The 12,819-nt window shown below is 57.1% G+C and carries 9 protein-coding genes; 2 read left to right on the top strand and 7 right to left on the bottom strand.

Annotated elements, in window-relative coordinates; genetic code table 11:
- Window positions 1-117: 117 nt before the first annotated feature.
- Complete coding sequence (locus ABVS15_RS12855) at window positions 118-1,515, bottom strand: 2-hydroxyglutaryl-CoA dehydratase (protein ID WP_369284084.1); 1,398 nt, start codon at window positions 1,513-1,515, stop codon at window positions 118-120.
- Between the two features lie 3 nt (window positions 1,516-1,518).
- Window positions 1,519-4,461 carry an acyl-CoA dehydratase activase gene (locus ABVS15_RS12850; protein ID WP_369284083.1) on the bottom strand — a complete coding sequence of 981 codons (2,943 nt, stop codon included), beginning with the start codon at window positions 4,459-4,461 and terminating at the stop codon, window positions 1,519-1,521.
- Between the two features lie 240 nt (window positions 4,462-4,701).
- On the opposite strand from ABVS15_RS12850, the gene ABVS15_RS12845 reads away from it, so the two are divergent.
- The gene (locus ABVS15_RS12845) at window positions 4,702-5,271 is read left to right on the top strand and encodes an epoxyqueuosine reductase QueH (protein ID WP_369284082.1); all 570 of its coding nucleotides are present in this window, start codon (window positions 4,702-4,704) and stop codon (window positions 5,269-5,271) included.
- Window positions 5,272-5,519: 248 nt separating this feature from the next.
- Here ABVS15_RS12845 and ABVS15_RS12840 read toward each other — a convergent pair whose 3' ends face one another.
- Entirely contained in the window at window positions 5,520-7,544 is a 2,025-nt protein-coding gene (locus ABVS15_RS12840; RefSeq protein WP_369284081.1) for a methyl-accepting chemotaxis protein, read from the bottom strand.
- Between the two features lie 276 nt (window positions 7,545-7,820).
- Window positions 7,821-8,387: a phosphoribosyltransferase family protein gene (locus ABVS15_RS12835; protein WP_369284080.1), complete on the bottom strand. Its 567-nt coding sequence runs from the start codon at window positions 8,385-8,387 to the stop codon at window positions 7,821-7,823.
- 317 nt (window positions 8,388-8,704) lie between these two features.
- Between ABVS15_RS12835 and gdhA the strand changes: the two genes are divergently transcribed.
- On the top strand, window positions 8,705-10,057 hold the full coding sequence (gene gdhA / locus ABVS15_RS12830; RefSeq protein WP_369284079.1) for an NADP-specific glutamate dehydrogenase: 1,353 nt from the start codon (window positions 8,705-8,707) through the stop codon (window positions 10,055-10,057).
- A gap of 62 nt (window positions 10,058-10,119) precedes the next feature.
- Here gdhA and ABVS15_RS12825 read toward each other — a convergent pair whose 3' ends face one another.
- From ABVS15_RS12825 to sfsA, 3 genes are all read right to left on the bottom strand, one after another.
- Window positions 10,120-11,133 (bottom strand): Na/Pi cotransporter family protein, encoded by a 1,014-nt coding sequence (locus tag ABVS15_RS12825; RefSeq protein WP_369284078.1) that lies wholly within the window; start codon window positions 11,131-11,133, stop codon window positions 10,120-10,122.
- A gap of 102 nt (window positions 11,134-11,235) precedes the next feature.
- Window positions 11,236-11,769 (bottom strand): manganese efflux pump MntP family protein, encoded by a 534-nt coding sequence (locus ABVS15_RS12820; RefSeq protein WP_369284191.1) that lies wholly within the window; start codon window positions 11,767-11,769, stop codon window positions 11,236-11,238.
- Between the two features lie 67 nt (window positions 11,770-11,836).
- Window positions 11,837-12,517, bottom strand: a complete 681-nt coding sequence (gene sfsA / locus ABVS15_RS12815; protein WP_369284077.1) for a DNA/RNA nuclease SfsA — start codon at window positions 12,515-12,517, stop codon at window positions 11,837-11,839.
- Window positions 12,518-12,819: the final 302 nt, after the last annotated feature.

Below are 12,819 nucleotides of genomic sequence, written 5' to 3'. Positions count from 1 at the left end.
GGGCTTTACCGAAAAATCACCTTTAAAGCCGAGCCTTTCGGTTGAGGCATAACAAAAGACAAACAAGCGCCGCCCGCAATCGCGGGCGGCGCTTGTTGTATGATAAGCTTCCCGGCCTCAAAGGCCAGCGGCCTTCTTTTCCAGCACCGGTTCCAGCTTCTCTTCCTCTTCCGTCTCCGGGGCCAGCCTGATCTCCGGCTCCCGCACGGGTTCGCTGTCCATTTCCAAGGCTGGTTTCAGCTTTGGGGCCTGTTCCTTACCACCGGTGCCGCCCTCCAGCCGCTCCCGGCCCACCGCCAGCATCAGCTTGATGCGGTTTTCCTGGTTTACCCGAGTGGCGCTGGGGTCGTAGTCGATGGGGGTAATGTTGGCCTGGGGATACAGCTCCCGGATTTTATTCACCATGCCCTTGCCGCAAATATGGTTGGGCAGGCAGCCAAAGGGCTGCGCACAGACGATATTTTCGTATCCCGCACGTACCAGCTCAATCATCTCGGCGGTGAGGAGCCAACCCTCTCCCATTTTATTGCCCAGACCGATGACACCCTCGGCAAGCTTTCTAAGCTCCTTAAAGGGCAGTGGCGCATGATAGCCGTTTCTCTCCAGCGCCTTGTGCATCACCCGCTCCGTTCCCGCAAGATACCCAAGCACCACATCGGAAATGTGCTTTTCAAAAAAGCCCCCGCCGTACAGCCGCGCCGTCTCCGAGGGGTTATAGGCACAGTACTGCACAAAGCCCATCAATCCCGGCAGATTCACTTCACAGTCCTGAGACTCCAGAAACTTCTCCAAATCGTTGTTGCCAAGGGGAGAGTATTTCACGTAGATCTCCCCCACCACGCCCACCTTTACCTTGGGCGTACGGCGGACGGGGATGGTGGCAAAATCGGCGGCGATTTTCGGCATCAGGGCGCGGACCTCGCGATTGGTATAGCCCTTCCCCGCCCGAATGCCATCGCAAATATGGGTCAGCCATTTTTCAAGCATCGCGTCCCCGTCGCCCCGGTTCAGCTCATAGGGAACGGTCTGGGCCCGCAGGGTCGCCAGCAAGTCCCCATAGTAGATGGCCGCCATCAGCTGGCGCATCAAAAGCAGCGTCATGGGAAAGCCGGAATCCTTTTCAAGGCCGGAGAAGTTCAGGCTGGCCACGGGCACCTGCCCATAACCCGCCCGCTCCAGAGCCTTGCGCAGCAGGTGAATATAGTTGGACGCACGGCAGCCCCCGCCGGTCTGTGTGATAATGAGGGCCGTGTGGTCCAAATCGTATTTTCCGGAATCCAGCGCGTCCAAAAACTGGCCGATGACCAGCAGCGCCGGATAGCAGGTATCATTGTGGACGTATTTCAGTCCGTTTTCCGCCACCTGAGAACCGCAGTTGCCCAAAAGCTCACAGGTGTAGCCCTGATTTTCCATGGCGGCGGCCAGAATCCGGAACTGGATGGGAGCCATGCTGGGAATCAGTATCTTATGGGTCTTTTTCATTTCCGGGGTAAATTTCGGATAATTCATCTCCATGGCTCAGTCCTCCTTCCCCGCGGCAACCCGCCGTCGGTCTTCCTGTTCCTCCAATGCGGCAAACAGGCTCCGCAGCCGGATACGCACCGCGCCCAAATTCGTAATTTCATCAATTTTAAGCTGGGTATAGAGCTTTCCGCCCTCCTGCAAAATTTCCCGCGTCTCATCGGAGGTGATGGCATCCACACCGCAGCCAAAGGACACCAGCTGCACCAGCTCCATATCGCTGCTTTGTGTGCAGTATTTCGCGGCGGCATACAGCCGGGCGTGGTAGGTCCACTGGTTCAGCACGGAGGTTTCAAACGGGTCCACCAGCTCGGAAACGGCGTCCTCCGTCACCACCGCCGCACCGAACTGGGTCAGCAGCGTGTCGATGCCGTGGTTCACCTCCGGATCCGCGTGGTAGGGCCGCCCCGCCAGAACGACGATGCGCCGTCCCTCTTCACGAGCCTGCTTGATGATGCGCTGGCCTTCTCCGCGGATTTGGGCCATGTGCTTTTCATACTCGGCATAGGCCTCGTCCGCCGCCTGCCGGACCTCGCCCCGTCCGATGCCGGGGAAATACGTTTCGAGAATCCCATGCATTTTACGGGCAAATTCCTTGGGATGATGAAGCCCCACGTAATCGTATATAAATTTGACGTTTTTAATCTCCGGAGAGTTCCCGGCGATGACCTCCGGGTAATAGGCCACCACGGGGCAGTTATAGTGATTGTCGCCCTTACCCTCGTCCAGATTATAGGTCATGCAGGGGTAGAAAATCGCGTCCAGCCCCAGACGGCTCAGATATTGGATGTGGCCGTGGGCCAGCTTCGCCGGAAAGCAGGCGGTGTCGCTGGGGATGCTGGCCTGCCCCTTCAGGTACAGATCCCGGCTGCTGAGTGGGCTATGGTATACGGTAAAGCCAAGGCTTGTAAAAAACGCGTGCCAGAAAGGCAGCAGCTCGTAATTGTTCAGACACAGCGGAAGGCCAATTTTTCCCCGTTTTCCGGGGACAGGCTTGTAGCTTAAAAGCAGCCTGCGCTTGTATTCGTAGAGGTTCAGCACGCCGGTATCCGCCTTGCCGGTGACGGGGCGATCGCAGCGGTTACCGCTGAGGAAGACAGAGCCGTCGGAAAAGGTGTTGACCGTGAGCTGGCAGTTGTTGCCGCACAGGCCGCACAGCCTGCTGCGGGTATCCTGCGTAAAGCCGCGCAGGCGCTCCGCCGTCAGCAGTGTGCTCTGCCGTCCCGGCTCCGCCTTTTCCATACCGTGCAGTGCCGCGCCGTAAGCCCCCATCAGTCCCGCGATGTCGGGGCGGATGACCTCCGTCCCCATCTCCTTTTCAAAGGCCCGCAAAACCGCCTCGTTATAAAATGTACCGCCCTGCACTACAATGTTCTGTCCAAGCTCTTCTGGAGAAGCGGCGCGGATAACCTTGTAGATGGCGTTTTTCACCACGCTGATGGAAAGGCCCGCCGAAATGTTCTCAATGGAGGCCCCGTCCTTCTGGGCCTGCTTCACGCTGGAATTCATAAACACCGTGCACCGGCTGCCGAGATCCACAGGCCGCCGGGCAAACAGGCCCAGCTTTGCAAACTCCTTTACGTCCCTGCCCAGCGCCTGGGCAAAGGTCTGAAGAAAGCTGCCGCAGCCGGATGAGCAGGCCTCGTTCAAAAAGATGTCGCCGATGGCTCCGTTTTCAATCTTGAAGCACTTCATGTCCTGCCCGCCGATGTCGATGATGAAATCCACATCCGGCAGGAAATGCCGCGCGGCGGTAAAATGGGCCACGGTTTCCACCACGCCGAAATCCGCGTGAAACGCAGCCTTGGCCAAATCCTCTCCATATCCCGTGGTGGTGACGGAGGCAATTTGCAGAGCCGGGTGCTCGTCGTACAGCCGCAGAAGCACCTCCCGGATCAGGGTGGTGGGGCTGCCCTCGTTGGGACGGTAGTCCGTGAACAGCAGCCGGGCCTGTTCGTCAATCACCGCCACCTTCACGGTGGTGGAGCCGGAGTCGATCCCAATGTGCACCGGTTCGGCATAATCCGTCCCGAAAGGGACCTGGGGAACGGATGCCTTTGCGTGCCGCGCGCGGAATTTCTCATACGCTTCCTCGTCGGCGAACAGGGGCGGCTGGGACCGGTAGGTTTCCGACGCGCCCCGTTCCCGAAGATGCCGGGCCACGTCCGCTAGGTCAAACTCCTGATCGGAATACAGCGCCGCGCCAAGGGCCACGAACAAAAGGCTGTTTTCCGGACACATGCCCGCAACACCCAGCGTACTGTCAAAGCTCTCCCGCAGGCATTTAGAGAAGGTCAGCGGCCCGCCCAGATACAAAACCCTTCCCTTGATGGGACGGCCCTGTGCCAGTCCCGCAATGGTCTGATTCACCACCGCCTGATAGATGCTGGCGGCAATGTCCTCCGGCTTTGCGCCCTGATTGATGAGGGGCTGCACGTCGCTCTTGGCGAACACGCCGCAGCGGGACGCGATGGTATAGGTTTTCTCCGCCCGCAGGGCCGCAGTATCCAGCTCCTCAGCGGTCAGCTTCAAAAGCGTCGCCATCTGGTCGATAAACGCACCGGTCCCGCCGGCGCAGGAGCCGTTCATCCGGACCTCCAGCCCATTGGTCATAAAGAGAATTTTAGCGTCTTCGCCGCCCAGCTCAATCACCACATCCGTGCCGGGGGCAAACTGCCCCACCGCTACGCGGGTGGCAAACACCTCCTGCACAAAGGGGACCTCCACACTCTGCGCCATGCCCATCCCGGCGGAGCCGGAAATAGAGAGCAAGGCCCGCCCACCGGGAACATGCCACTGGGCCATGCGCCGCAGCAGCTCCTCAGATTTCTCCAGAATGTGACTGTAATGACGCTCGTAAGTAGAATATATAATTTTTTCGTCGTCATCCAGCACCACGCATTTGATGGTGGTGGATCCGACATCCAGTCCAACACGCAAAAACAGATTCCTCCTAAGAATGTCCGAACGGCGCGAAAATTCGCACCGCACCTCCTGTTAAACAGTTTTCATTTTACTCTGTTTTTGTGAACTTTTCAATTGTAAAAACGTTTTCCTCTGTTAATGATACGTTAAAACAAACATTGGAAACAGAGGAATTTCCCGCGCTTTTCCGTGTCTTTCTGCGCCCTTGCGCAAAGTCGGCGAATCTGCTATACTGACGGCGAGGTGACGCGTTTTATGGAATCCGTCTTGCTGCACTGCTGCTGCGCCCCCTGTTCCCTCTCCTGCATTGAGCCTTTGCGGGCGGAGGGGCTGGAGCCCACGGCCTTTTGGTATAATCCCAACATTCATCCGTGGAAGGAATATGAGGCCCGCCGGGACTGTCTTTCGGAGTATGCGCCCAGCATCGGCATGAAGCTGATTGTGCGGGAGGAATACGGCCTGCGGGACTTCGTCTGCCATGTGGCAGGCGACATCGACCACCGGTGCGCCTGGTGCTACGAGCACCGGCTGGAGGAGACGGCACGCTATGCCGCCGCGCACGGGTACGAAGCTTTTACCTCCACGCTTCTGGCCTCCCTTTATCAGGACCACGATGGCATTGCCCGGGCGGCAGAGCGGCTTGGTCAGCAATATGGCGTTGCGTTTTTATACCGAGACTTCCGGGCCAATTTCCGCGAGGGCAACCAAAAGGCACGGGAGCTGGGCTTTTATATGCAGAAATATTGCGGCTGCGTCTTTTCCGAGGCGGACCGCTATCAAAAGCAGATTCGCCGCGACCGGGAGAAATACGCAGAGAACGTATGATTCTATGCGCCCTGTTCACAAAAAGAAGCGGGAGACGGCAGCCCCCAGCCTGAATACCAAAAATCGAGGGTGGAAACCGATAGTGATCGGTTTCCACCCTTGAATTATATGTGCGGGGATGTCAGGGCCGCAGACTTTACCGTCATGCAGGAAAAGCCCGTTGGGATGGCGCGATTTTTCCTGTGTATGGGCAGCAGCTCCCAAGACTGCGGACTGCTGAGCACTTTTGCTGGAAACTTCGCGATGGCTCAGATGGATGATGCAGGCGCGTCGTCCCCGCAATCCGGCGGCGTAATGGCGGCATCGTCCGACAAAGCAGAATCATCCGCAGATTCGATCAGGCGGAATTGCCGCATTCTCTGCGCCAAAACTTCCGCCTGTTCAAGCAGGCTCTGGCTGGTGGCGGCGCACTCCTCGGAAAAGGCACTGTTTGAGGCTATGGAGGACACAATCTGCGTCATGCTCGACTGCATCTCCACGGCGGCCTCCTTCTGCTTCAAGGATGTGCCTGATATCTGCTGAATCGCGTCCGTCACCTGCTTTACGAAGTCCATGATTTCGTACAAGGCCTCTTCGGTCTTCTGTGCGTGGATGCGCCCGGCCTGCACGGATGCAACGGACTGCCCAAGCAGGGCCTGGGTGCTTTCGGCTGCCTCTGCGCTTTTTTGCGCAAGGTTGCGAACTTCCCCGGCTACAACCGAGAACCCCTTTCCAGCGCCGCCAGCGCGCGCCGCCTCAATGGCGGCGTTCAGCGCAAGCACATTGGTCTGGAAGGCGATGTCCTCAATGACACGAATCACTTCGGTAATCTTTTTTGCAGTTTGCTCCATGCCGCCGATTGCCGCCAGCATCTCCGTCATGCTTTCCCCCGCATGGGCGGACTGCTGGCGCATCTGATCAAACAGCGCCCCGGCAGTCTGCACGCTTTCGGTATTGACCTTGATGCTGTCCGTGACAGACCCAATTCGGTCGTCCAGTCTGGCCATCGTTTCAGTTTCCGTGCAGGCGCGCTCGGAAATTTGTATCGAGCCGGAAGAAACCTGATTGACCCCCTGATGGATGGTGGAGGCCGCCGTCTCAATTTCGGAAAACACCCCGTTCAGGGATTGCAAAATTGTCTCCAGCGACGTGCCGATGGGGGCGAAATCTCCAAGATATTCTTTCTCTTTTTTTACGGTGAGATCTCCGTCTGCGATGCAGGAAAGCACGGTGGAGATTTCCGATACATAGCCACGCAGGGAAAAAACCGTGTGCTCCAGCGCTTGCAGCAACGCCTCTGCTTCCCTGACCGATGCGTCGGTGGGAACGGGAGATTCCAGATCACCCTGTTCAAGCTGCTGCAACCGCGTAACCGCCGCAGCGATGGGCCGCGCCAGGGAGGATGCCGTACGGGCGGAGAAAACGGACGAGCAAACCACGGCCAGCACCATCACCACAAGCGAAATCCAGATTGGCTGGCGGCTCATGGCGAGAATTTCGTCATAGTCCTGACTGACGGCGAGCACCCACCCTTCCGCACCGGCTATGGGCGCGTAGGCTACAAGCTTTTTCGACTCCGCGTCGGTTACAACCTCCGCGCCGGACTCTCCCGCACACATACGCGCAAGAAGCGCCGCCCACTCCGGCTGCGCGGCAGCGTCCACGCTTTCCGGCAGATTAAGCGACAGCATCGCGTCATCCGGATGGGAAACAATCGTACCGCTGCGGTCCATAATAAAACCGTATCCGGTTTCTCCCATGGAAATCTGGCGAATGTACTGATTAAAGTAATCGGCGGGCAAGCTGCCGGTCACCACGCCCGTGGGGCCTATGGCCGTAATCTGCGTAGCGGCCAGAATGACCGGCGCTTCTTCGCCCGGGAACAGGCCCGGCGCGGACAGAAAGGAAACGCCCGCAATGGCGCTTTGAAAGCTTTCGGTGCCTGAAATATCTTCCCCTTCGTAAGTAACACCGGTTTTGCTGCTGACGGAAAAGGAGGAAAAGGCGGTGCCCCGCGTCCTTACCTTGAGATAGGCCCTGCGATCAGCCGCGTCCAGCGTGGGATCGCAGACCGCTTCATCGGCGGCAACATTCTGTATCTGGTTTTTAATGGAGGCAACCGCTTCGGTAATGCTCATGGAATAAGAGGCCGCAAGGCTTTGCGCAAACACCTTATGGTTCTCAAGAGAATACCGCCCGATCAGCACGCAGGTAATGGCGGTAATGACGACGCAGGTGGCGACCACGTTATATGCAATCGCTTTGCGAACCTTCGACTGAATGGAAACCTTCATACGTTTATTTCCTCTTTATTACTATCATATTTTTTATATATCAAACGATAGCATCTTTGTGTTTGAAGGTTATGGTGTTTATGTAAAATAAAGGTAAAGTGCATTTTGCCGTGAAACAGCGGTTCGAGCGTTCACAGTTGCCATGGTCTGTCGGGTTGCTGCCAAAACCCGGTCATCAGGGATACGCAGCGGCAACGTGGGGTGCGCGCTTTTATCCCGGAGGCGGTTCAAAAAAAGAAGCGGGAGACGGCAAGCCGTCTCCCGCATTTCATTTTTTCAGCATTTTACGGTTCCGTCCGGGTTGAACAGGGGCAGGGGCGCCAGATACCGGATGTCGCTCCGCGCCTGCGCGTCTCCCTCGGCAAACACCGCAATACGGCCCGCGGTAGCTCCTCCCGCCAGCTCCACCAGCGCCTCCATGGCGTGCATGGAGCCTCCCGTGGAAATCACATCGTCCATCAGCAGCACCCGCTTTCCCCGGATGAGCTCCGCGTCGTCCCGACTCAGATACAGCCGCTGGGATCCAGCGGTGGTGATGGACCGGTCCTCCACATAAATGGGGTCCGGCATATAGGCCTTGGGGCCCTTCCGAGCAATGAAATAACGCTTCGCGCCGGACTGTCGGGCCATCTCGTGAATCAGAGGTATGCTCTTGGCCTCTGCCGTGAGCATATAGTCATAGTCGGCCTGAGGCACCAGTTTCAAAAGCTCCCGGGCGCAGGCGACGGTAATCTCCGCGTCGCCGAAGCAGATAAACGCGCCGATGTACAAATCGTCCGTCACCTTGCAGATGGGCAGCTCCCGCTCCAGCCCCGCGATGTTTGTTTTATAGGTTTGCCGCATAGTAAAACTCCTCCAACAACACAGTCGAATTTCCGATTTTCCCCGGGTCCCAAACATATTTATTATATAGGCCTATCTTAAAAAGTCAATGTAAAGTCCCAATTTTCCATCAAAAGACGCATATCTTGCATTTCTTTGGTAAACTGCACAAAAACCTGCATGAATTTTTTCCGTCATACAGAAAGAAAATGACCCATATGAAGAAAAGGAGGCTTGCTTCCATACATGGAAAGTGCTAAAATAATTAAAGCGCAAATAGGAAAATTTCAGTTGTTTTATGCAAAAATCGCTGTAAAAAATGAAGGAGGAAGTTTTTGATGAATGCATATCTTGCCAGCGTACTGGAAAATGTAAAGACCAAGCACGGCAACGAGCCTGAGTTCGTCCAGACCGTGGAGGAGGTCTTCTCTTCTCTGGAGCCCGTCATCGAGAAGCACCCCGAATATGAGAAGGTTGACCTGCTTACCCGCATGGTCGAGCCGGAGCGGATGTTCACCTTCCGCGTGACCTGGGAAGACGATCAGGGCAATTGGCACACCAATCGCGGCTGGCGCTGCCAGTTCAACGGTGCCATCGGCCCCTACAAGGGCGGCCTGCGCTTCCAGAAGAACGTGTACGAGGGCATCATCAAGTTCCTGGGCTTTGAGCAGACCTTTAAGAACAGCCTGACCGGCCTGCCCATCGGCGGCGCCAAGGGCGGCTCCGACTTCGATCCCGCCGGCAAGTCCGACGCCGAGGTCCTGCGCTTCTGCCAGAGCTTCATGACCGCACTGTATCGCTACATCGGGCCCGATATTGACATTCCCGCCGGCGACATGGGCGTGGGCGCCCGCGAAATCGGCTATCTGTACGGCCAGTACCGCCGCCTGAAGGGCGTGTGGGAGAACGGCGTCATTACCGGCAAGGGCCTGAGCTTCGGCGGCAGCCTGATCCGTCCCGAGGCCACCGGCTTTGGCGCGGTTTATTATCTGTGCGAGGTTCTCAAGCATGAGAACGACTCCATTGAGGGCAAGCGCATCGCAGTTTCCGGCTACGGCAACGTGGCCTGGGGCATCATGAAGAAGGCTGCCGAGCTTGGCGCCAAGGTTACTTATATGGCCGGCCCCGACGGCTACGTCCATGATCCCGACGGTATCGACACCGACGAGAAGCTGAACTTCATCCTTGACATGCGCGCCAAGGACCCCATGCACTGCAAGCCCTACGCCGAGAAGTTCGGCTGCGAGTTTGTGGAAGGCACCAAGCACTGGGGCCACAAGGACGTGGATATTCTCATGCCCGCCGCTATGCAGAACGACGTCAATCTGGAGTGGGCCAAGAAGATTGCCGAGTCCGGCGTGAAGTATTACATCGAAGTCGCCAACATGCCCACCACCAACGATGCCCTGGAGTTCCTGCGCGGCCAGAAGCACATGGTCGTCGCTCCTTCCAAGGCTGTTAACGCCGGCGGCGTGGGCGTCTCCGCTCTGGAGATGTCTCAGAACTCCGAGCGTCTGGTCTGGACTGCGGAGGAAGTTGACGCACAGCTCAAGAAGATGATGGTCACCATCCACAGCATGTCCGCCGAAGCGGCCGAAGAGTATGGTCTGGGCTATGATCTGGTGGCCGGAGCCAACATCGCGGGCTTCAAGAAGGTTGCCGAAGCCATGATGCAGCAGGGTCAGTTCTAAAAAATTCTTCTTCATCTCATAAACGCGGCTCGCGGAACCGATTTGGTTCCGCGAGCCGTTCCTTATTTTCTTGCAGGTTTTTTTTCTTTGAAAGCTGTCCCTGCGGTACGCTTTCCAATTGAAGCCGGGAGACTTGGGGACAGCCTCCGTCTTCTTTTCGTCGGAAGCGTAAAAAAGCCGGTCAGACCATCAAACACCGGAAGCAGAAATACGGCGGAGAGCAGGTTAAACGCAGTATGTACCACGGCAATCCCCACCGGATTGATAATACGGTCCTGCATCGGCCCGCCAAACAGCAGCCATAGTGGCAGGAGGGCCGCTGTTCCCAGAACATTGAATTTCAGATGTGCAAACGCAGCCCGCTTGGCGTTTGCACCGCAGCCCACGGAGGCCAGCAGGACTGTAACGCAGGTGCCGATGTTCCCTCCCAGCACCAAAGGCACTCCCATTCCCCAAGTTACCGAGCCTGCGGTTGAAAACGCCTGCAACAGTCCGATGGAGGCACTGGAGCTTTGGATTACGCCGGTAAAGATCGTGCCCGCCAGAAGCGTTGTCAGCGGGTTGACCGCCATCTCTGTCAGTCGGCGGAAAGCCTCTGTCTCCGCGATCGGCGCGGCGGCGACAGCCATCCGCTCCATCCCCACCAGCAGCAAAAACAGAGCCAGCAGCAGCCCACCCCATACCCTCCGTCTGGGAACCACAAGATAAATTAAAAGCCCTATACACGCCAAAATTACCGTCAGCCCCGGCGCACCGGAAGTCTCTGTTCGGAAGCATAACAGCCACGCCGTGGCGGTAGTCCCCAGATTACTTCCGATCATCACCGGGATAATCTGTCCAAGGGTCAGAATCCCGGCATCTGCCAGGGATACGGTCATTACCGTCACCGCCGAGGAGGACTGCACCACTGCCGTTACCAAAAATCCCAGCAAAAAGCCCCGGCCCCGGCCGTCCGTAGCGCGGCGCAGCAAACGCTCTGCCCGTCCGCCCTCAAATTCCCGCAGATATTCCCCCAGCAGCGTAATTCCAAACAAAAACAGCACCACGCCGCCCAGCATCATCCAAAGGCTCTCCATACCTTCCCCCCTCTTCTCCTGAAAGCAGGATATGAGCTCAGAAGAAAAAAAGACCGGGCAGGGGCCGATTCCATCTGCCCCCGTCCGGTATGTACTGCCTATTCAGGAAAAAAAGCCGAGATGCTCCATTAAAATTCTTGCACCCAACAAAATGAGGAGAATTCCACCACTCAGCTCCGCGCGGCGCTTGTACCGTGCCCCGAAGTAATTCCCCACTGCTACGCCCGCTAAGGACAGGAGAAAGGTCACGGACCCGATGATAGAAACCGCCGGGGCAATGCGCACACTTAAAAATGCAAAGGTCACGCCAACCGCCAGCGCGTCGATGCTGGTGGCAAAGGCCAGCACCGTCAGTTGCTTGAGGTCCACTCTCTCCGCCACGGCGCAGGCCGCCTCCTCTTCCTCTTTACCGCAGCCCTCGCGTATCATGTTTCCACCGATGATCGCAAGCAGGGCAAAGGCTATCCAGTGGTCCACGTTCTGGATATACATCGCAAACCGGGACCCCAGCAGCCAGCCCAGAAAAGGCATTATCGCCTGAAATCCTCCAAAAAACAGAGCCACCACAAACGCATGGCCCCAGCGAAGCTTCCGCATACAAAGCCCCTGACAAATCGCTACTGCAAATGCGTCCATAGACAGGCCTACGCCAACCAGTAGCAGTTCAAAAAGTCCCAAAAAATCCCGCTCCCATCCTCGTAAATCATAAAAGCACTGGAATTTCTCTGCGAATCGCAATGCTGTCAGGCGTCACCGTGCAGTCAAATGCCCGCACAAAAACGCCCGCTGCCGCCGCTTCCCGCAGTGCGGCACCAAAGGCCGGGTGCGTCGCGTCGTTGGGCGACACATCCAGCATACCCTCCATCTGCACAACAAAAAACAGCGTAGCCACAAGCCCCTGCTCCACTGCGCGGCGCAGCTCATGGATATGCTTGACACCCCGCTCCGTGGGCGCGTCAGGAAACCGCGCGTGGCCGTTTTCCTCCAGTGTCACGCCCTTTACCTCCACAAGATGAGGCCCTCTGGCTGTCTCCAGGCAAAAGTCGATGCGGGACGCACCGTAGGCATACTCCGGCTTCAGCGTCTGGACATCCGGCAGAAAACTGCCCTTCGCGGCCCACTCGCCAAACGCCCGATTCGGAGCCTGTGCATCCATATTGACCAGCAGGCTTCCCTTTTCCACCGCAATCAAATCATAGGCGGTCTTCCTGGCAGGATTCTCCGCCCGTTCCAGATAGACCCTTGCCCCGGGGAGAAGCAGTTCCCGGCAGCGGCCCGTGTTTTTCACATGGCACACTACCCGCCCTTCCGCCGTGTCCACCAGCGCGATAAAGCGGTTCGGTCGCTCCGCAAAGCAACCGGGAAGCACTGTTCCATATTTCATCGGCTCCCCCCTCCCGCGCTGCGCAAGGCAATGTGCAGTCATTAGTTTAACACAACTCCCCCTGCGACGCAACTACAAAAGGACCGGGGCTAAAAATCCAAAAAAATCCAGAGATAAGCACACAAAGCGAAAGACTGGACGGTCTTACCATAAGCATACTGAAAGGTAATCCCGAATAGACACAAAGTACATCTTTAATGAATTCCCAAAACACCTTTTAGCTTTTCAAGGTAGCAGTCTTAATCTGTCGTAAGTGGAATGGCAGCTCGCAATCTGTGCGCAGTCACCGCAAATTATGTCAC

The organism is Oscillibacter sp. GMB15532 (assembly GCF_041020825.1).
GTDB lineage: Bacteria > Bacillota > Clostridia > Oscillospirales > Oscillospiraceae > Oscillibacter.
Note: the sequence above shows the minus strand (reverse complement) of the source record. Positions and strands in the feature narration are given on the sequence as shown.

What these genes read in the sequence shown, in the direction of transcription:
- ABVS15_RS12855 (WP_369284084.1), bottom strand. Translation starts at nt 1,515, where the DNA reads ATGGAGATGAATTATCCGAAATTTACCCCGGAAATGAAAAAGACCCAT.
- ABVS15_RS12845 (WP_369284082.1), top strand. Translation starts at nt 4,702, where the DNA reads ATGGAATCCGTCTTGCTGCACTGCTGCTGCGCCCCCTGTTCCCTCTCC.
- ABVS15_RS12840 (WP_369284081.1), bottom strand. Translation starts at nt 7,544, where the DNA reads ATGAAGGTTTCCATTCAGTCGAAGGTTCGCAAAGCGATTGCATATAAC.
- ABVS15_RS12835 (WP_369284080.1), bottom strand. Translation starts at nt 8,387, where the DNA reads ATGCGGCAAACCTATAAAACAAACATCGCGGGGCTGGAGCGGGAGCTG.
- gdhA (WP_369284079.1), top strand. Translation starts at nt 8,705, where the DNA reads ATGAATGCATATCTTGCCAGCGTACTGGAAAATGTAAAGACCAAGCAC.
- ABVS15_RS12825 (WP_369284078.1), bottom strand. Translation starts at nt 11,133, where the DNA reads ATGGAGAGCCTTTGGATGATGCTGGGCGGCGTGGTGCTGTTTTTGTTT.
- ABVS15_RS12820 (WP_369284191.1), bottom strand. Translation starts at nt 11,769, where the DNA reads ATGGACGCATTTGCAGTAGCGATTTGTCAGGGGCTTTGTATGCGGAAG.
- sfsA (WP_369284077.1), bottom strand. Translation starts at nt 12,517, where the DNA reads ATGAAATATGGAACAGTGCTTCCCGGTTGCTTTGCGGAGCGACCGAAC.